The following is a 20345-nucleotide window of genomic DNA, read 5'->3' as shown; positions in this document are numbered from 1 at the left end:
GAAATTTTTGCAAAAGTAAACATTAAATATGATTCGAAAAGGAACTATTGCTGATATTGATTCTATTTTGGAAATCACCAAAGCTTGTGCCCAATTCATGATCAATCAAAATATTTTTCAGTGGAATGAGTTTTATCCAAATAAGTCAGCTTTCGTAAATGATGCTAAAATGGGCGAATTGTACGCTTTGGAAGTAGATAAGAATCTCATTGGAGCCATCACTATCTCAACCCATATGGATTCTGAGTACATTCCCATAAAGTGGCTCACAACCAACAGTAATAATATATATATCCACAGACTCGCTGTTCATCCTGATTATCAAGGGCAAGGATACGCTCAAAAACTTATGGACTTTGCAGAAGAATTTGCCATAAATAACAACTATACATCTATAAGATTAGATACGTTTTCAAAGAATAAAAGAAACCAAAAGTTTTACGAACTTCGTGGTTATAAAAAATTAGGTTCTGTTTATTTTCCAAATCAAAGTAATCATCCTTTTTATTGTTATGAACTAGTTCTGTGAGCACACCAATAACCTTAAAACATATAAACAAGTTAGCCATACCTGCACTAATCTCGGGAGTGTCAGAGCCTATCTTATCAATTACTGATACAGCCATTGTTGGGAATATGCCAGTTGATGCTACCGAATCTTTAGCAGCCGTTGGAATAGTAGGTGCTTTTATTTCCATGCTTATTTGGGTTTTAGGACAAACGCGAAGCGCCATTTCATCTATAGTTTCACAGTATGTTGGCGCTGATAATTTAGAAAAGGTAAAAAACCTTCCTGCTCAAGCCATTTTTATAATAACGTCATTAAGTATCCTAATCATATTTATGACCTATCCGTTTGCTGATTCCATTTTTAAACTCTACAATGCTTCAGACCTGATTTTAAAATATAGCGTAGATTATTATAGGATTCGTGTATTTGGTTTTCCTTTTACTTTATTCACCATTGCTGTTTTTGGTACGTTTAGAGGGCTTCAAAACACCTTTTATCCTATGATAATTGCGATTGTTGGTGCCACAGCAAATATTGTTTTAGATTTTGTTTTGGTATTTGGCATTGAAGGCTTTATTCCTGCCATGAATATTAAAGGAGCTGCTTATGCTAGTGTTATTGCGCAACTGTTAATGGCATTGGTTTCAGCCTATTTTTTACTAACAAAAACGACTATTCCTTTACGTTTTAGTTTACCTTTTAATAATGAAATTAAGAGATTTCTACTCATGATTGTAAATCTGTTTATTAGAACTTTAGCGCTTAATGTGACGTTGTATAACGCGAGTGCCTTTTCAACCAGTTATGGTAAGGAATATATTGCTGCTTACACCATTGCTATTAACTTATGGTTTTTAGGCGCTTTTATTATTGATGGCTATGCCAGTGCCGGAAACATCCTTTCTGGTAAATTATATGGCGCCAAAGATTACAGTAAACTGATTACCTTAAGTAACCAACTTATTAAATACGGTATCATTGTAGGCGCTGTAATGGCCGTTGTAGGTGCGTTAGTATATTATCCCATAGGCACGGTTTTTACTAAAGATGAAGCTGTGTTAAACGAATTTTACAAGGTGTTTTGGATGGTTTTAGCCATGCAGCCTTTATGTGCATTAGCTTTTATTTTTGATGGTATGTTTAAAGGTTTAGGGAAAATGAAAACCTTAAGAAATGTATTGCTGTTTTCAACCTTTTTAGTTTTTGTTCCTATTCTGTTTTGGCTGGATTCACTTGACTATAAACTTTACGCCATTTTTATTGCATTTACTTTCTGGATTATTGCTAGAGGTCTTCCGCTCATTATAAAATTTAGAAAAGAATTTTTGCCGCTATCACAAAAAGGCTAAATTTGATTTACTAATATCTCATTATGATTGTATTAATAAATAGGCTTCAACAGGTTAACATCGAAGAAAAAATAAAGGATGCGCCTAATGGATGGTATGAAATAGGTGTTTTTATAGGCTCCATGCTGCCTTTTGTACTGTTGGTTTTAGCAGCCTACGCCATTTACAGATATAACAAAAACAAACTTAACAAAGAATAATTATGGGAGGTAATATGCTTTTTTTAGTGCTCGCAGTAGTACTAATTATTATTTACGTGTATAACAGAAACAAACGTCGTTAGATTATCTGGTTTTTAGCCATCCCGTAATACTCAGTCGTTCTGTATTAACCGGTTTAACTTCGTGTTCTAAAATCTGACTTTCAAAAATAACAACGCGCCCTGGAAATGGATAAACAACCTTTTCAGTTTCCTGTCCGTCATTATTTAGGTATAATACCAGTTCGCCTCCGTTTTCAGGTGACCAACCGTCTTCATTTAAATAACAAACAAAGGACAATTTTCGTCTGTCATCATTTTGAAACGTGTCTAAATGTCGTTTATAATATGTCCCTTCAGGGTATAAGGCATAATGAAACTCTTTATGTATAATTCCCAAAAAGCAAGTCTTGTTTAAATAATCGACCAAGTTGTTTATTTTATTAAAAAACAATTGTTCTGAATCATCAGCTTGTTGCTCATCCATCCATAAAATCACATCACCGCGAATAGATTTTACAATCGTTTCATTCAAACGATTGCCAATGGCCGCTTTTTTAAAGACGTTTTCTTCATGCTTGCTTACTAAAGAGTCTCTTAAAATACAGACCTCTTCATCTAAAAAAAAGTTTTCTACAACACTGTATTTATGCAATAAAAGATCGCTTATAATTCGCTCATATTGAGGGTTTTCAACAAAAGAAATTTCTTCAAACAACTGATCCATTATTTACAAAAATTTTAAAAAAGTGCGCAAATGTAATCTAAAAATCAATTGCTTTTACAAAACAATTATCTTTGCATCGAAAAACAAGATTATGGGTACTATTCGAATTACCAAACAATTCTCTTTTGAAACTGGACATGCTTTGTATGGCTATGATGGCAAATGTAAAAATGTTCATGGACACAGTTATAAATTATCGGTTACAGTTATTGGAAAACCTATAGATGATGCCTCACATGTTAAACATGGCATGGTTATAGACTTTGGAGATTTAAAAAAAATTGTAAAAGCTGAAATTGTAGATATATTTGACCATGCAACAGTTTTTAACAAGAATACGCCTCATGTCGAGTTGGCAAAAGAACTTGAGGATAGAGGCCATAATGTGCTGTTGGTTAATTACCAACCAACAAGTGAAATGATGGTGATTGACTTTGCTCAAAAGATTAAGCAACATTTACCGAACCACATTAATTTGCACTCACTAAAACTGCAGGAAACCGAAACCAGTTTTGCGGAATGGTATGCTAGTGACAATTAATTTAATTTGTCATGCTGAACTTGTTTCAGCATCTATTATATTTACTACATGAAAATCCCGAAAGGAAAAAAAATATACTTCGCATCAGACAATCATTTGGGTGCACCAACTTCCGAAGCTTCTCGACCACGTGAAAAGAAGTTTGTGTCTTGGCTAGATGAGGTTAAAAAAGATGCCGCTGCCATTTTCCTAATGGGTGATTTATTCGATTTTTGGTTCGAGTATAGAACTGTGGTTCCAAAAGGCTTTACTAGAACATTAGGTAAACTTGCAGAAATTAGTGATTCTGGCATTCCTGTTTATTACTTCGTGGGCAATCACGATTTGTGGATGAATGGGTATTTTGAAGAAGAACTTAACATTCCTGTTTATCATAAACCTCAAGAATACACATTTAACAACAAAACCTTTTTAATTGGTCATGGCGATGGTTTAGGGCCTGGTGACAAAGGGTATAAACGCATGAAAAAGGTTTTTACCAATCCGTTTAGCAAGTGGCTATTCAGATGGTTGCATCCCGATTTGGGTGTGAAGCTTGCTCAATATATGAGTGTAAAAAACAAGTTGATATCTGGTGACGAAGATGCTAAGTTTTTAGGTGAGGACAACGAGTGGTTGGTGCAATACTGTAAACGCAAGTTAGAAGACAGACATTACGATTTTTTTGTGTTTGGTCACAGACATTTACCAATGGAAATTGACCTCAATCAAACATCTAAATACATCAATCTTGGTGACTGGATAAATTACTATACCTATGGTGTTTTTGATGGTGAGAATTTTGAGCTAAAAAAATTTTAATCATCTTCTTTTTCATGCTCCTCTATATCTCTTGTCAAGTCTAGTTCTCTCAATGGCTTATTTTTTACACCCATAATAGCTACAACTACTAACGTAACCGTACCACCTAACATCACTGCTAATGGTGCACCAAATATTCTGGCAGCAATACCGCTCTCCAATGCGCCAAGTTCATTTGACGATCCAACAAACATAGAATTAACAGCGCCTACACGACCTCTCATATCGTCAGGTGTTTTCAGTTGTAAAATCGTTTGACGTACCACCATAGAAATACCATCAAAAACACCTGAAAAGAATAAGGCCAATATGCTTAACCACATCAGTTTTGATGCTCCAAAAATTATCATGCATATGCCAAAACCAAAAACCGATATCAGTAATTTCTTTCCGGTATTCTTGGTTATGGGAATATAGGTTGTTGCCAACATAGTAATAATGCTTCCAGAGGAAAGCGCTGCATTTAACATCCCGAAACCTTTAGGTCCAGCATCTAAAATATCTTTTGCAAATACGGCAAAAATAGCTACAGCACCACCAAATAATACGGCTATCATATCTAAAGTTAGTGCTCCTAAAATAACCTTGTCATTAAATACAAACCGTATTCCTGCCTCTAAACTATCTCTTACAGATTCATAAATTTCTTTGTTTAAAATAGGCTTCTGTTTTATTTGAAAAACCAAAAACAAGGCTAAAAGAACCAATAAAAATATAATACCCAACGTCATGTGAACCCCTATCCACGCAATTAAAAAACCTGCTAAAAGTGCTCCAAAAACATTGGCACCTTTCCATGTACTACTACTCCATGTTGCAGCATTAGGATAAACTCTTTTAGGCACCAATAACGCAATCAACGAAAAAATAGTTGGGCCAAAAAAAGATCGCAATACACCTCCAAAAAATACCAAGCTATAAATACCATATAAAATAGCTTTAGTACTCCATGAGGTTTCAATGGTTTCTGATGTCAACCAAAACAGACCAAAACTTATTAATGAAAACAAGGCAATACAGCGCATGAATAAATTTCGTTTTTCCTTTTTATCGACAATATGTCCAGCAAAAGGTGCCAATAAAAAAGCGGGTAAAAACTCACAAAGACCAATTATACCAAGTGCCAAAGGATCTTCAGTTAAGGCATAGACTTGCCATTCTATGACTACAAATTGCATAGACCAGGCCAAAACCAAGGCAAAACGCAAAATCAAAAAAATGTTGAATTCTTTAATGCGTAGCGCAGCATACGGGTCATTCTTCTGCATAGATTATTTAAATATTAATTTGAACTCCACACGCCTATTTAAAGCACGTCCTGTTTCAGTATCATTGTTGGCTACTGGAAATTTATTACCATAGCCTGTGGCAGTAATGCGTTCTGGTCTTAAGCCTTTTGAAATTAAATATAAAGCGACTTCTTTGGCTCGTAACAAAGATAGTTCATCATTACGTTTTTGAGTGCCAACATCATCGGTGTGTCCATAAATTTCAATTTGTAAGCGCTTGTTAGCGTTAAGGTAATTGTATAGTTGGCTTAATTCGGCTTTTGAAGATGCGATCAAATTATGTTTGTCAAAATCAAATAGGACGTTTTGAAGCATATAAACTTTATCATTCTCTAATTCTTGGTTTTCCGAAATTAAATTGGATTCAATACTAGCTTGTTTTTCCGTTTCAAAAGGCTCGACACTAACATCATCTATATAGTAATAAGATGCGTCTGGATCTTTTGAATTATGAACTTTTATCTTGGATATTTTACTATTCTTATCAAAGTTTCCAATGATAAAATAGGATTCAAATCCCTTCGCTATATATTCAAAAGTTACTTGTTCCCATCCTACTTTTTCAGAATAATAATCCTGACTATTTATCAGCACAAAATGACTGTTGTGCTTTGTGTTTAAAACCTCATTTAGGTTTATATATTTATCTGAATTCTCCTTTAGAGGCTCTTTCAGAAACAAAACACCTAAATCTCGAATAGCATGACTACAATTTTCTGCTAAACTGATGTAAAAAGTAAATGTGTATTTTTTTTCAGCAGTCAAAGTATTTGATAGTTCACCTTGAACATATTCTTTATAATTTTCAGGAGCCATTGCATACATGCCACCATAGCCTTTTCCTGTTCTGGCTTTTTGATTTCCAAAAAAGTTAATATTACCAATCTCTTTACTACATGAATTAAAATAATCGGTTGAGCCAATGTTTGGTGTGTTCCAATCCAAAACATTATGATTAAACCCTCCTATGAGTCTCGGACATGTTTTATGCTCCTCAAAACTGGAGTTTAAAACCAAATTTTGTGACATAGTAAGTTTAAAACTTAATATAAAAAGAACATATAGGATTTTATTCATTATTTTATATCGCGTAATTTCAGTTGTAAAGTTGTCTTTCCGTTCCAATGGTTTTCGTCAATGGTATAAACTGCTTTAAATGGTTTTCTATCCGAAATCAAATCATATTTAAATCCAAGTCCAAAACCAATAGCTATAATTTTTTGACCTCTCGACTCCGCTCGAGGTGACATAACCGTTAATCTTAAATGGGATTCGTCTTCACCCACACATTTTCCGTAGCCTGTATCACATAAATTTTCACTCATAAAAACAGGTGTCATATTGCCTGGTCCAAATGGTGCAAATTGTTTAATAATACGCAATAATTTATCATCAACCTGATAGAGATTAATATTCAAATCAACTTTTATTTCTGGAGTTAATAATTTGGTATCGATGGTTTCAGAAACCACATCTTCAAATGCTTGTTTAAAGGCTTCGTAATTTTCCTCTTTGAGTGTTAATCCTGCAGCATATTTATGGCCTCCAAATTGCTCTATATGTTCACTACACGCCTCTAAAGCATTATACACATCAAACCCAGAAACCGAACGTGCAGAAGCTGCTAGTTTATCACCACTTTTTGTAAAAACCAAAGTTGGTCTGTAATAGGTTTCTATCAATCTAGAAGCCACAATACCAATAACACCTTTATGCCAAGTTTCATGGTAAACAACAGTAGTAAAACGTTCCTGTTCTTTTTGTTCTTCAATTTGTTTAAGAGCTTCTTCTGTAATGCGTTTATCTGTTTCACGTCTATCGGTATTAAAAGTATCTATTTCAACAGCGTATTCTACGGCTTGATTAAAATCGGTTTCAGTCAACAAGGTTACCGCATGATTACCATGTTTCATACGTCCTGCTGCATTAATTCGTGGAGCCACAATAAAAACCACATCGGTAATGGTAAGTTCTTCTTTTTTAACTTCCGCTATTATGGCTTTTATGCCAGGTCGAGGATTGGTATTAATCACTTGTAAACCAAAATAAGCTAAAGCACGATTTTCTCCAGTAATTGGTACAATATCAGCGCCAATAGCTGTGGCAACCAAATCTAAATATTCGGCTAAATCTTCAACCGTCTGACCTTGTTTTGAGGCTAACGCTTGAATGAGTTTAAACCCAACACCACAACCACATAGTTCTTTATAAGGATATTCGCAATCCTCACGTTTAGGGTCTAAAACAGCAATAGCATTTGGTAAGTTATTTCCTGGTCTGTGATGGTCACAAATAATAAAATCGATACCTTTTTCTTTGGCATAAGATACCTTGTCTACGGCTTTAACACCACAATCCAAAGCAACAATTAATGAAAATCCGTTATCCTCTGCAAAATCGATACCTTTAAACGACACACCATAACCTTCATCATATCGATCTGGAATATAGGTGGCAACATTTTCGGTTTTTGTTTTTAAATAGGAGCTCATTAAGGCAACTGACGTCGTTCCATCTACATCGTAATCGCCATAAACCAAAATATTTTCGCCTTCAGCAATTGCTGTTTCAATGCGTTTAACAGCTTTATTCATGTCTTGCATTAAGAACGGATCATGCAAATCGTTTAAACTCGGGCGAAAAAAGGTTTTGGCATCTTCATACGTTTCGATGCCCCGTTGCAATAACAATGTTGTAACAATCTCATCAACTTGTAATGCTGCTTGAAGGTCTTTTAGTTTTTTAGAATCTGGTTTTGGTTTTAGCGTCCAGCGCATATTTTATAAATCTTAAGTGTCATGCTGAGCTTGTCGAAGCATCTCAATATAATTTGTGTTCGCTACTTTTTCACAAGGTCTCGACTCCGCTCGACCTGACATAATAGTTAATTACTTATTATGATAATGTATTGACGTCTTCACGTCTGCAAACTTTCTAAACATCTCCATAACACCGCAGTATTTTTCAATGGATAAATCAACCGCTTTTTGAATTTTACCCGTGTTTAAGTCTTCTCCATAAAAGTGATATTCAACAGTTACAGAATGATAATATTTTGGGTGTTCCTCGGTTAATTCGCCATAAGTATCCATTCTGAAATCGGCGAGTTTCACCTTCATTTTATCTAAAATTGATACCACATCCAAGCCCGAACAACCAGCCAAAGCCGAGAGCATCATAGCTTTGGGTGACAAACCGGAATTATGTCCGCCATGTTCGGGACTCGTGTCCATTAAAACCGTTTTCCCATTCGGATTGTCTGATTCAAATTGCATATTCCCTTTCCAGTGTGTCGTAACTTTATTTGTTGCCATTGCTGTAGATTTTTCGTTTATTGTGATAAATAAAAGATGTCGAATTGTTCTTTCAAAAATACCAATAAAAAATAGACTATGCCATTAGTAACACCATTATCAGCCGAACACGATTTAGAGACCAAAGAATTAGCAGAATTCTTTAATGAAACATTAGGATTTTGCCCAAATTCGGTATTGACCATGCAACGCAGACCAGCCATTTCAAAAGCCTTTATAAACCTCAACAAAGCGGTAATGGCTAACGAAGGTCGCGTGACATCTGCCTTAAAACGTATGATTGCTTGGGTAAGTAGTAATGCAACTGGTTGTCGTTATTGCCAAGCACATGCCATTCGTGCTGCTGAACGCTATGGTGCGGAACAAGAACAATTAGATAACATTTGGGAATACAGAACACATCCTGCTTTTTCTGAAGCCGAACGTGCAGCATTAGACTTTAGTTTAGCTGCCAGCCAAGTGCCTAATGCTGTTGATGAAACCATTAAAAAACGCTTATACGAATATTGGAATGAAGGTGAAATAGTTGAAATGTTGGGTGTTATTTCATTGTTTGGATATCTGAACCGTTGGAACGATTCTATGGGAACATCTATTGAAGATGGCGCTGTAGAAAGTGGAAATCAGTATTTAGGAAAACATGGTTGGGAGAAAGGGAAGCATGGTTAATTACTCATGTAGTATTATTTTGTTCTTAACTCTTTTATTTTTTTCACCTCTCGGAAAAATTAATACAAAAGCATTATAACCGTTTTTAAAAAGATGATAATTACAATCTAAAACTTCGTCATTCTCTAGGCTTATAGTTATTTCTCCATTAACAATAAAAGCGGCTTTAGAAAGATACCTTTGAATAAAATCCCATTTATAATTAAACTTGTTAGGGAATTTAATTTTTCCAAATTCTTTTATAAATAACCTTGAGTGAAATAGGTTTTTTTTGGAACATATTGGCTCATTAAAATTCTTGTTTTGAACTGGATTTAGAACTAATAAAGCGCAGCGCTTATTCGTTTTAAAAATATAATTCCTAAAAGAAGCGTGAACAGAAGATCCGAATTTTTTCGATAATGCTATCACTCCTGGAAGGCCGAAATCAACCTTTTTCATTTCCCTGTCATACCTATTATGCTGGAATAAAGTAATTGAAGCAAAGTAATTAGCTTCTTCTTCAAACTGATCCTCAAAATCAGGGTTAAGCGTCGAAGAATTATCAAATGCTCCAATTACTGCGTTTTGCCATGGCAGGACACCATGACCTGTCTCATGCAATTTAACAAAATTCCTTCTGCCTAAATGTCTAGTTTGTGATAAGTATATAGTGCTTTCAGTACGATCAAAAAGCCCTCTTATATTTGCTAATCCATCTTGCAATACTTTAAATCCTTCGCCAGCTTTTTCTTTTATGGAATCAATAAATGACCTTTCAATATTATTAAGGTCTATTTCACTATTCACAACTAATTCTGAATGCTCAACAATTTTATCAACTGGTGTCGGAAATATATCTAAAGATTTGCTTTGTTTTAAAATCTCAAAGGACACCTCTTCGATGTCCTTTTTTGTAGATTCAATCATTTCTTGCGACTTTTAATGAACTCCAAATAATCCAAAACCGATTCTTTTTGTTTTTTTGTTAAACCACTAGAGGAGTATGCGATAGCATTCATAAATTTAGTTGCTTCGCTTCTTTTTTTAACAGGGTTTTCTTCAATTATACCTGCAGAATAAAGCAAAACGTCCAAATCTACATTATATAATTTTGCAAGTTTATAAAGAGTGTTTGCAGAAGGCTGTTTTACTTTATCATTTTCTAATTGACTCAAATAAGCATTTGATATTCCCAATTTTAATTCAACCTCTTTAAGAGTTAAAGAGTTTAGGTTCCTGAGGCTTTTTAAAGTTTCTCCGAGCTTATTCATTGTTTGTTTGTTTACTGCAAAGGTAATGAAATATTTTTATTTTATCAAGAAAATTTCTCTCTAAATTAAGATAGATATATTTAGAATATAATTTGCTATATATAGATTTTTGTTTATATTTGCGCTAATACATTTTACAATAATAAATGTGTTAAACAAAAAAACCAGGCAGAAAAACTACCTGATTTTGTTATTATCTAAGAATAAGCTAGGTTTCGTAAATCTAGTTATCCTTTTAGCTTAGGAACTATAAAGGTATGTTTTCTTCTTCATATAGCCAAATCTGGAAACGATGCTCGGTTATTTATTAACAGTCAAAAAATTAACATTACGCAAACTCCAACGTTTACTCCTTAAAAAGAAAGCAAGTTAAGAGCTTTTATTCAACATCTTGAAGATGTGAGCTTCAAAATTATAGGATGCAAAAAACTTTTGAAGCAAAAAAATTATAAAAAATTAAAATTTATATTATGTATATATATAAGATTAATAGCAAAAGATTTGAGTCCAGCAAATCAAAAATATCTGGACACGAACTATTAACTATTGCTAATTTGACTCCTGTAGAGGATTTTGAGTTACTATACAAAATCAATGAGAAGGGTTTTACGCCAATTCAACTTGATGAGACAGTTGACCTCAAAACAGCAGGTATTGAAGGCTTCAAGGCAAAACCTTATAGAAAGCTGAAAATAAAAGTTGATAACAAGCAATACGAAGTTGAAGAGTGTTTTATGACTCCTTTAGAAATAATGGAAGTAGCAGGTATTAATCCTGACCGATTCTATCTAAAAGAGATTCGTAAAGGTAACGTTGAAGTATCTTATAAAGATGATGTCGAACATAAGATAGCTATAACCAAAACATCATGTTTTGTGAGCTGTGAACGAGAAGAGATTAAATGCGTTATTGTAAATGCCAGAGAAAAGGCATGGAGCAATGAAAAAATCTCTTTCGATGATGTTGTAAAACTTGCTTATGGAGAAGTTTCCACTAATCCTAATGTGATTTATACAATAAATTACAAGCGAGGTGTACCTAGTAAGCCAGAAGGAAGTATGGTTAAAGGTGAAGTGATATATGTTAAAAATAAAATGATTTTCAATGTCACACAAACTAATAGATCATAGTTCAGATGTCAAAAAACTTCGTGACAATGGTTACGAAGTAGAAGTAATTGGAAATTACTTATTGGTGCATAGTGTTCCTTATTTGAACGCTAATAAAGAAGTAGTAAAAGGCACGTTGGTTAGCAACGTGTCTATTGCTAACAATCAAGTTACAAAGCCTAATACACATGTAATTCATTTTGCAGGTGAATTTCCTTGTAACATTGATGGAACTATAATTCGTCAGTTACAGCATTCGAGCCGAACTACGAATTTAACTGATAGGATTGTTGTAAACCATTCATTTTCAAATAAACCTGCAAATGGTTATCAGAATTACTATGATAAAATGGTGCAGTATGCTGAAATAATTTCAGCACCTGCCAGAAATATTGACCCTAGTGCTACTGCTCGAACATATAAAGTTATTGAGTCATTGGATGGGGAGTCAGTATTAAATTATAGTGACACAAATTCTTCAAAAGCTGAAATTGAAGCTATTAACCAGAAGTTGTCAGGGCTTAAAATTGGCATTATAGGTCTTGGAGGTACAGGTTCTTACATATTAGATTTCATAGCAAAAACTTATGTAGGCAAAATACACTTGTATGATGGTGATAAGTTTTTACAACATAATGCTTTTAGAGCACCTGGTGCACCTTCGTTGGAAGAACTCAATGAATCCGTTTTAAAGGTAGATTATCTTTACAATATTTATTCTAAAATGCACAAGCATATTATAACTCATGGTTTGTTTATAAATGAATCTAATGTAGGTATGCTTAAAGATTTGGATTTTGTATTTGTTTGTATTGACAAAAGTGAAATCAAAGAATTAATATTTAAAAAACTGGAAGATGAAGGGGTCGAATTTATTGATACAGGAATTGGAGTGGAACGAGTTGATGATTCCTTAATAGGAATGATTAGGACTACTACGAGTACTAAAAATAAAAGAGATCATGTTTGGAGTGGATGTATTTCATTTGCTGATGAAGAAAATGAAGAGTATGCTTCCAATATCCAAATTGCTCCTTTGAACTGTTTAAATGCAACGTTTGCTGTAATTAAGTTTTACAAGCGTTATGGTGTTTTAAATGACCTTGAGAATGAACATCACAGCACTTATTCGATTAACGTTAATCAATTAGTAAGTGATGAGATTTCAGCATAAGTTCGTTGACTTTATACCAGATAAAATTGAAGAAGGTATTCTGTACATTTCTTTAGATTATGGTACTGTGATTCATAAATGTGCCTGTGGTTGTGGAAGTGAAGTTAATACGCCTTTAACTCCTACAGGATGGAAAATGATTTATAATGGAGAAGCAATCAGTTTAAAACCATCGGTTGGCAACTGGAGTTTTGATTGTAAATCTCATTATTGGATTACTAACAACGAGGTTGAATGGTCATTAAAATGGTCTGACGAAACTATACGTGAAGTTAGAGCAGTTGAAGATTCCGAAAGAGAGGAGTATTATAGTAATAAAGACTCGCATAATTTAGAGGAGGGGTTAAGTGATTCTGTTGAATTACCTAAACATGAACCTAAAAAGAAGAGTTGGTTTCAGAAGCTCTTATTTTGGAAATAGTTTTGAATAAAATGCGTTAGTTTCTTGCTAACGCATTTTTATTAACTTTGACTATAAATAGCGAAACTACTCTTTAAGTCCAACAATAATATCCCTTGCTGTTTCTTTTATAAATGCCTTCGATTTATCAATGCTATCTTCAATAGGCACTTCATCCAAAACCATATCTTTTGTAGTTTCTAATGCTTTTAGATACCAATCTTCCCAAGCTTTAATAATTTCAATTTGAACTGCTTGCTTTTCGCCATTCTGTATCGCTCTTTTACCTTGTTTGAGTTCTTCATTGAGTCGAGAAATAGCTGCTGTTTCAATATTATTAATAATGTCTTTGGCTGTGGTTTCATCAGCATTTAAAAGTTTGTAAGCAGAAACTAAAGCTGCCGTTCCTACATTTTTTAAGGTTTCTTTTGAGACTTTATCTAACCTGTCATTATCCGTATGGTAAAACTGATCTGTAAAATGCCAAAACAACACACTTGGTATATCGCCTCGTAAAAATGGTACATGGTCGCTACCACCTTCAAACGGATTGGTTTCAACTACCCAATTGGTTCGCTTGCCTTGCGCCTTAAATTCGCCAATTAAAAAGTCGTTTAAATAATGTGGTTTCATTTGAGACAAACTCATTTTACTTCCTCCCCATTCTGTGTGCTTGTCATTTCCGCGTGTCCAAATGGCGCTTGGGTCAGGCATTTTTTCAATTAAAAACGTGCCTCCAGTTATTGCTGTGTTTTCTCCAACCATATCGAGACTAATTCCCCATTTTATATTTTTAGCACGCGCTTTATCTTCCTGAACATAGCGTCTTGTTGAAACGATTTCGTCTCCCCAAAGAAAGGTTAATGTGCGTTTCGGATTAACTTTGTTTTCTTGCATTAATTTAGCCGTAACTGCTGCCATTTCTAATGCGACACCAACTCCAGTTGCGTTGTCATTAGCACCTGGCTCTTGAACATGTGCACTGAATACTAATCGCTCATCTGGTAAAGTCGCTCCTTTAATATCAGCAACAAGGGTCAATTCTTCAGACTCATAAATCTTGGTTTCAATATTAACCCTAAGATTTACTTTGCCTTTTTCTAAACGCTTTTTTAAGCGCTCCTTCGCTTCATAAGACAAGGCTATTGCCCATGGTTTTAGTTTTGGATATAATTGAATGGAGCGAAACTGAATGGATGTCGTGTTTTTTTCTGGTTGTAGATATGATGGCATATCGTAAGTTAAAATGCCTGCTGCACCTCCTTGAACAACTGCCGCATTAAACAGATAATATGGACTTGTTTCAGCGAAGACAATTCTGCCTTTTACATCTAGGTCTTTAATTTTCTTGACGTCTTTTATGTAAATAACTTCGGCAGTGGTACCTACTTGAGGTGTACTATAAGAATTTAAAGCCACCATGTTGCTGTTAGTGGCATGTGTTAATAATGGTTTATCATCGCCTTCAATATTCAAGCTGGCATCTACTATTTCCCAAGTCGGTTTATCTAAAGGGCGCTTTTCAATTCTATAGGTTAGGCGGTTTGTTGAAGCAGCTTTTTCTTCTAAAACAAATCCGGCTTGCTCTAAATGTTCTGCAATAAAAAAAATGCTTTTATTAAAACCTGTATTACCAACCACGCGCCAATACTGTTCTACAAATGCCGTGGTTTCATAGGCTAAATCACCTGTGAATTGTTCGTTTATTAAATCTGAATAGTGGTTTTCTTTTTGCTCTTGGGCTGATAATAAATTAATTACCAAACAAATAAGGGCAGTGACAAGTGATTTTGTATTAATCATAGGTTTTGGAAATACATTTTAAAAGATAAATGTAACTCTTTTTAAGTAAGTAATTGTTGGACTCGCGTTCTTAACTCCGGCAAAACGTCGACCTCAAACCAAGGGTTTTTGGTAAGCCAAAATCGGTTTCGAGGGCTTGGGTGAGGCAACGGTAAATACTTGGGGAGATAATTAGTATAGTTGGCAACGGTTTCTGTCAACGTTTTTTTTGCATTATTTTTTAAATAGTATTTCTGCGCATACATGCCAATTAAAAGGACCAATTCAACTTGTTTCATGTTATCAAATAAGGGTTTGTGCCATTGAGGCGCACATTCCGGTCGCGGTGGTAAATCTCCTGTTTTTCCTTTGCCTGGATAACAAAATCCCATTGGGATAATGGCAAAATGTTTAGGATTGTAAAACTGTTCGTTTGTAACATCCAGCCAGGTTCGCAATTGCTTGCCACTGGCATCATCCCAAGGAACACCCGAAGCATGAACTTTGGTTCCCGGAGCTTGACCAACAATTACAATTTTAGAATTTATATCGGCCGAAACAACAGGTCTTGGACCTAATGGTAAATGGTCTTTACAAATGCTGCAGTGTTTTATGTCGCTTAATAGACTCTTCATAAATATGTTCTAAATACGTTAAGCGCACAATGACATTCGAACTGACGTCATTTTTTCCCTCCAACCACAACCACAATTTCACCTTTTGGTGGTTTATTGTTATAATAATCTAAAACCTCTTTGGCAGTTCCGCGAATGGTTTCTTCATAGAGTTTGGTGAGTTCGCGTGATACAGAAACTGGTCTGTCTTCACCAAAATATTCACAAAAATGAGCCAGTGTTTTTAGAAGTTTATGAGGGCTCTCATAAAAAATAATGGTACGGGTTTCTTCAGCTAGTAATTTTAATCGGGTTTGTCGTCCTTTTTTAACTGGCAAAAAGCCTTCGAATACAAATTTGTCATTAGGCAATCCGCTGTTTACTAATGCTGGAACAAATGCTGTTGCGCCTGGTAAACATTCTACTTCAATATTGTTTTCAATGCAAGCGCGCGTTAATAAAAAACCAGGATCGGAAATGGCTGGTGTGCCAGCATCACTTATCAAGGCTATATTTACGCCACTTTTTAGCTTGTTTATTAATCCTTCAACTGTTTTATGCTCGTTGTGCATGTGATGTGATTGCGAAGGTGTGTCAATTTCAAAGTGCTTGAGTAGCTTCCCAGAAGTACGCGTGTCTTCAGCCAAAATTAAATCGACTTCCTTTAGGATTTCAACAGCTCGAAACGTCATATCTTGTAAGTTTCCTATTGGTGTTGGAACAATGTACAATTTCATAAATTATAGGGATTTCCATCCAAATTTACATACTTTTCAACTATATTCACGCAACCTTTTATTGTTTTGTGCATCTCATTAGAAACCAATCTATGCTAAACAAAAAAATAATTCTTTTTTTTCTCTATTACATTACGCTAATTGGTTATTGTCAAACAACAGATTTAGCTATATCGGTGGAAGCACAAGATTTATCAGGCAGTGATATTTCACAAGCTCATATTTATCAAGAATTTCAATATTTGGTAACCATAACTAATTCCGGTGATGCCGTTCAAAATGCCGTATTTAATCAAACCATTAATTCGGGAGCTACAATAATATCTTTTGTCAGTCAAAACCCAACAGGTGGCACAACTTTAATTACCGATTTAAACGAAGTTGGCAATCAAATAACTGGAACCATTGGAAACTTTCCAGCTTCCGCTAGCATTCAAGTGAAGGTGGTGCTTAGGGCACCTCCAGCTGTTGGTGGAATTGCTACCACTGTGACTATTACGCCACCTGAAACCGTTACAGATACCAATGAAGGAAATAATATCTCTATTATATCCATAGATATTACCGACATTATTGTCGATTTCACCATATCACACGAGCAGATTTCACCAGCCCCTGGCACACCCATTAACAATTGGGACGACACAATTACTTATCATGTAACCATTACCAATCATAGTGATATTACCTATCCTTTGGCAGGTTTTGGCGGAATTTTGGAATTAAACTCCTTAGCTGTAAATGGTCTTCCTGTCGTTCAATTAATCTCTATGTCTTGTATTGGCGCAACCAATGGTTCTGTTTGTTATAATGACTTTAATGTGAACCCTCAACCTACAACTATTTTCGCAGCTACACCAGTAACAGTTTATGACTTCTCTATTAATCATGAGTTTGAATCTAATAGTACGCTAACCTTTGAAATGGTTTATCAGTTCTTAGAACCTGAATGCACACTGGATCCTGCTACGTTGGAAGTTACCAGTCATATAGAAATTGCATTGGATCATGTCAATGAATCTTCAAATGAATCCAATGCTATTGAAAGCTTATTAATTGAAGCTGCGATATGCCAAGAAACTGATGTATGTATTGAAACCATTCAAATATCTCCTACTATTGGCGATTTGGTGAATTGGGGAGAGGATATCATTTTTGAAACAACAATTTGTAATAATGGCCCTTTAGACGCTGATGTTTTAGCCAGTTTTAGAAATACGTCAAACAATGTGCTTTGGCAAATTACTTCAATAGAGTGTATAGAAGGGCAATCAACCATACCATGTAGCACAACCACGTTTGCCAATGCTGGGCAATACTGGGTAAGTGGCACGTTTAATATGCCTGTGGGTGAAATACTAACTGTTAGAACAACGCTTCATTTTATAGAACCTGAATGCGTGATTGGGGCTATTAATGGTATTGCGAGAAGTAACATTAGTATTGAATCGCCAGATATTGAAGATAGCTTTCCACTCAATAATTCTGATTTTGATAATATAGACCTCCAAATGGATATACCACAATGCGAAATTGTCGAGTTACAAGTTACCAAAACCCAGATTTCTCCACAACTACCAGAAGGAAGTTCTCCTGATAATACAACCGCCTGGAACTCAACAATTACTTACGAAATTGTTGTTTCTAATGAAAGTACCATTGATACTAATATAGTTTTAAGCGATTATTATGAGCTCGATGCAACTTCCAATATTCCAGAGGCAGTACTTGAGTCTGTAACCTGCGTATCCACTTCGGGAAGCGCCTCTTGTTTTAATATTGAGCATGCTAATATTGGAGTCGTTTTAGATGGCATACCTGATACCACTGGAGATCCTGATGTATTTTGGGAAATTTTGGAAGAAGATAATTGGCTGCTTCCTGGTATGAGTTCGGTAACCTTTCATGTTGAAATCAATTGGCTGCCTGTTTGTGTAGCCAACGAAATAAAAGGAACAAATAAGGTACTGTTATCTGCAATTGGTTCTCAATCTGACGGAACTGAAGTAGGGTCATTTGCAACCACTTACCTTGCACCTTGTGTAGATTTGGTAGTACAAACTTTTCCAGAAACTCCAACCGTTTTTGTTAATCAACCTTTTAATTGGGTTGTTGATATCACTAATAGTAACACCAGTGATGAAGTAATTGATGCTGAATTTGTTGATACTTTAGATAACCGATTTACTATATCTGGAACACCAACTTGTCAAGTAACCTCTGGTAATGCAACATGTGTTCAATCATTTGATATTACAGGAAACACTATTTCTGGGATTATTCCGCAAATGGCTATTGGTTCAACTGTTAGAATCTTTATTCCTGTTGAAGCTCCCAATATAGGTGGTGCATTTGTAAATACATCGGAAGCCATACCCAGCCCAATTAATAATGAAGAATTAACACCAGAAACTAATATATCAATAAGTAGTGTGCAGGTTTTAGCGCCTACTTTAGAAAAATGGTTTGACCCAGAAATTATTTATACGGACGAAGAAAGCACGTTAACATTTACGGTATATAGTGTTGATTCTGGCAATACAGAAAGTAATATTTCATTTACTGATAATTTACCCGATGGGCTTGTTTTAACCTCTGAACCTGTTTGGGTTAATAGCAATGGAAGCACAGGAACGTTTTTAGGCAATGCTGGAGATGATTTTGTTGGTATTACCAATTTAAACATTCCGCAAAGTGCAACTGAATGCACATTTTCGGCAAGAGTAACATCATCCAATCCAGGAGTATATACAAATAATCACACAAACTTTACCAATCAAAACAACATTGACACATCAGCAGTTTTTGCTACTTTAGAAGTTATTCAACAAACTCAAATTGAAAATGACTGTTTAAAAATTCCACAAGTTTTCACTCCTAATAATGATAATTTCAATGACTTGTTTGTAATTCCTTGTATTGAAGATTTTCCGGAAAACCAGCTTAAAATTTATAACCGTCACGGAATATTGGTCTTTCAGCAAAACAACTACATAAACACTTGGGATGGCAGACCTAATAGCGGACTGCTACACCAAACAGATAAGCCTTTGCCTGTTGGAACATACTATTATGCTTTAGAAATCAAAAACGAAAGCCCTTTGGTTGGTTGGGTTTACTTAAATTATTAATTAAGCGTCATACTTACTTTCAATAATTTCCATAAAGCGTAATTCATAATCCTCTTTGCCTTCCCAGTTGTTGTAATCAGGCTTAACCATATTTTGAATAAACGTTTTTGAATCTTCAAATGTACTTTTTGTATTTATTTGTGAAAGTACACGATCATAATCTTCACTTTTGCCTTCAAACAAATGCTTTATAAAAGCAATTTTATCATTAAGACCTATGGTAATACCTTTTTTAAGTCTATCATTTAGAGACTTTGGTGCTTGTTTTTCAGATTTCTTTACAGGTTCAAAAATAGGTTCCTCAATGAAGTCGGCAGTCAGTTCATCCAAATTACTTTTATGGACCTTGGTAGTTGTTCCCGCTTTTTCAAATATGGCATCCACAGCTTGAGCCTCTTGAGGCATTTGAGCAACCATGTCTTTTATTTTTTCTATAGCAGGCTCCATAATTTCTTCATGTTCAGATTCATCAAGGTTAATATAAACCTTGTCTTCAAACTCTATATTGTCACTTACTTTGTTGTTAAAGGCCACATCTAGCATATCAAAAAATGAAGAATCATTTCCAATGGTTGGTAAATCATCTTCTAAATTCTCTTTGGCAAATTTCAATACAGTTAGTTTTTCATAAAGAGCTGCTACTTCACTGTGCATTTTTTCAATATCATCTTGGCCTTTTAGTTTAAGTATTTTATGTGCAATACTCATTAATTCAGCTTCCAATTTCTTCTTCATAACTTTTTAT

At 34.8% G+C, this 20345-nt stretch carries 21 protein-coding genes; 10 read left to right on the top strand and 11 right to left on the bottom strand.

The window, feature by feature from the left end; genetic code table 11:
- Positions 1-28: 28 nt before the first annotated feature.
- From C1S72_RS08490 to C1S72_RS14445, 3 genes are read left to right on the top strand one after another with little or no spacing between them, the layout of a single operon-like run.
- A complete protein-coding gene (locus C1S72_RS08490) occupies positions 29-529 on the top strand; it encodes a GNAT family N-acetyltransferase (RefSeq protein WP_104735181.1) in 501 nt (166 codons plus the stop codon).
- A complete protein-coding gene (locus C1S72_RS08485) occupies positions 526-1860 on the top strand; it encodes an MATE family efflux transporter (RefSeq protein WP_104735180.1) in 1335 nt (444 codons plus the stop codon). The genes C1S72_RS08490 and C1S72_RS08485 overlap by 4 nt, the downstream gene beginning before the upstream one ends.
- Before the next feature lie 23 nt (positions 1861-1883).
- Complete coding sequence (locus C1S72_RS14445) at positions 1884-2060, top strand: hypothetical protein (RefSeq protein ID WP_162919948.1); 177 nt, start codon at positions 1884-1886, stop codon at positions 2058-2060.
- Between the two features lie 84 nt (positions 2061-2144).
- Here the strand turns inward: C1S72_RS14445 and C1S72_RS08480 are convergent, their stop codons facing one another.
- The gene (locus C1S72_RS08480) at positions 2145-2786 is read right to left on the bottom strand and encodes a 2OG-Fe(II) oxygenase (RefSeq protein ID WP_104735179.1); all 642 of its coding nucleotides are present in this window, start codon (positions 2784-2786) and stop codon (positions 2145-2147) included.
- Between the two features lie 91 nt (positions 2787-2877).
- Here C1S72_RS08480 and C1S72_RS08475 point away from each other — a divergent pair, with 91 nt between their 5' ends.
- Positions 2878-3327, top strand: coding sequence for a 6-pyruvoyl trahydropterin synthase family protein (locus tag C1S72_RS08475; RefSeq protein ID WP_104735178.1), 450 nt, complete (start codon positions 2878-2880; stop codon positions 3325-3327).
- A 48-nt stretch (positions 3328-3375) separates the two neighbouring features.
- Positions 3376-4128 (top strand): UDP-2,3-diacylglucosamine diphosphatase, encoded by a 753-nt coding sequence (locus tag C1S72_RS08470; protein ID WP_104735177.1) that lies wholly within the window; start codon positions 3376-3378, stop codon positions 4126-4128.
- Here C1S72_RS08470 and C1S72_RS08465 read toward each other — a convergent pair.
- From C1S72_RS08465 to C1S72_RS08450, 4 genes are all read right to left on the bottom strand, one after another.
- On the bottom strand, positions 4125-5396 hold the full coding sequence (locus C1S72_RS08465; RefSeq protein ID WP_104735176.1) for an MFS transporter: 1272 nt from the start codon (positions 5394-5396) through the stop codon (positions 4125-4127). The genes C1S72_RS08470 and C1S72_RS08465 overlap by 4 nt on opposite strands.
- Before the next feature lie 3 nt (positions 5397-5399).
- The gene (locus tag C1S72_RS08460; protein ID WP_162919947.1) at positions 5400-6446 is read right to left on the bottom strand and encodes an OmpA family protein; all 1047 of its coding nucleotides are present in this window, start codon (positions 6444-6446) and stop codon (positions 5400-5402) included.
- Between the two features lie 47 nt (positions 6447-6493).
- Positions 6494-8194: a single-stranded-DNA-specific exonuclease RecJ gene (recJ, locus tag C1S72_RS08455; RefSeq protein ID WP_104735174.1), complete on the bottom strand. Its 1701-nt coding sequence runs from the start codon at positions 8192-8194 to the stop codon at positions 6494-6496.
- 111 nt (positions 8195-8305) lie between these two features.
- Entirely contained in the window at positions 8306-8731 is a 426-nt protein-coding gene (locus C1S72_RS08450) for an OsmC family protein (protein ID WP_104735173.1), read from the bottom strand.
- A gap of 78 nt (positions 8732-8809) precedes the next feature.
- On the opposite strand from C1S72_RS08450, the gene C1S72_RS08445 reads away from it, so the two are divergent.
- On the top strand, positions 8810-9400 hold the full coding sequence (locus C1S72_RS08445) for a carboxymuconolactone decarboxylase family protein (RefSeq protein WP_104735172.1): 591 nt from the start codon (positions 8810-8812) through the stop codon (positions 9398-9400).
- On the opposite strand, the gene C1S72_RS08440 is transcribed toward C1S72_RS08445, so the two are convergent.
- The gene (locus C1S72_RS08440) at positions 9401-10309 is read right to left on the bottom strand and encodes an ImmA/IrrE family metallo-endopeptidase (RefSeq protein ID WP_104735171.1); all 909 of its coding nucleotides are present in this window, start codon (positions 10307-10309) and stop codon (positions 9401-9403) included.
- On the bottom strand, positions 10306-10653 hold the full coding sequence (locus C1S72_RS08435; RefSeq protein WP_104735170.1) for a helix-turn-helix domain-containing protein: 348 nt from the start codon (positions 10651-10653) through the stop codon (positions 10306-10308). Before C1S72_RS08435 ends, C1S72_RS08440 begins: the two co-directional genes overlap by 4 nt.
- A 470-nt stretch (positions 10654-11123) precedes the next feature.
- On the opposite strand from C1S72_RS08435, the gene C1S72_RS08430 reads away from it, so the two are divergent.
- The 3 genes from C1S72_RS08430 to C1S72_RS08420 are packed head-to-tail and all read left to right on the top strand — an operon-like array spanning position 11124 to position 13357.
- On the top strand, positions 11124-11783 hold the full coding sequence (locus C1S72_RS08430; protein ID WP_104735169.1) for a multiubiquitin domain-containing protein: 660 nt from the start codon (positions 11124-11126) through the stop codon (positions 11781-11783).
- Positions 11758-12936, top strand: coding sequence for a ThiF family adenylyltransferase (locus tag C1S72_RS08425; RefSeq protein WP_104735168.1), 1179 nt, complete (start codon positions 11758-11760; stop codon positions 12934-12936). The genes C1S72_RS08430 and C1S72_RS08425 overlap by 26 nt, the downstream gene beginning before the upstream one ends.
- A complete protein-coding gene (locus C1S72_RS08420) occupies positions 12920-13357 on the top strand; it encodes a DUF6527 family protein (protein ID WP_104735167.1) in 438 nt (145 codons plus the stop codon). The genes C1S72_RS08425 and C1S72_RS08420 overlap by 17 nt, the downstream gene beginning before the upstream one ends.
- A 66-nt stretch (positions 13358-13423) precedes the next feature.
- Here the strand turns inward: C1S72_RS08420 and C1S72_RS08415 are convergent, their stop codons facing one another.
- From C1S72_RS08415 to rsmI, 3 genes are read right to left on the bottom strand one after another with little or no spacing between them, the layout of a single operon-like run.
- Positions 13424-15139 (bottom strand): M28 family peptidase, encoded by a 1716-nt coding sequence (locus C1S72_RS08415; RefSeq protein ID WP_104735166.1) that lies wholly within the window; start codon positions 15137-15139, stop codon positions 13424-13426.
- Between the two features lie 41 nt (positions 15140-15180).
- Positions 15181-15753: a uracil-DNA glycosylase family protein gene (locus C1S72_RS08410; RefSeq protein ID WP_104735165.1), complete on the bottom strand. Its 573-nt coding sequence runs from the start codon at positions 15751-15753 to the stop codon at positions 15181-15183.
- 47 nt (positions 15754-15800) lie between these two features.
- Positions 15801-16469 (bottom strand): 16S rRNA (cytidine(1402)-2'-O)-methyltransferase, encoded by a 669-nt coding sequence (gene rsmI / locus C1S72_RS08405; protein ID WP_104735164.1) that lies wholly within the window; start codon positions 16467-16469, stop codon positions 15801-15803.
- A gap of 92 nt (positions 16470-16561) precedes the next feature.
- On the opposite strand from rsmI, the gene C1S72_RS08400 reads away from it, so the two are divergent.
- On the top strand, positions 16562-19600 hold the full coding sequence (locus tag C1S72_RS08400) for a gliding motility-associated C-terminal domain-containing protein (protein WP_104735163.1): 3039 nt from the start codon (positions 16562-16564) through the stop codon (positions 19598-19600).
- On the opposite strand, the gene C1S72_RS08395 is transcribed toward C1S72_RS08400, so the two are convergent.
- A complete protein-coding gene (locus C1S72_RS08395; protein WP_104735162.1) occupies positions 19601-20335 on the bottom strand; it encodes a hypothetical protein in 735 nt (244 codons plus the stop codon).
- Positions 20336-20345 lie beyond the last annotated feature (10 nt).

Source organism: Hanstruepera ponticola, from assembly GCF_002940745.1.
GTDB lineage: Bacteria > Bacteroidota > Bacteroidia > Flavobacteriales > Flavobacteriaceae > Hanstruepera > Hanstruepera ponticola.
Note: the sequence above shows the minus strand (reverse complement) of the source record. Positions and strands in the feature narration are given on the sequence as shown.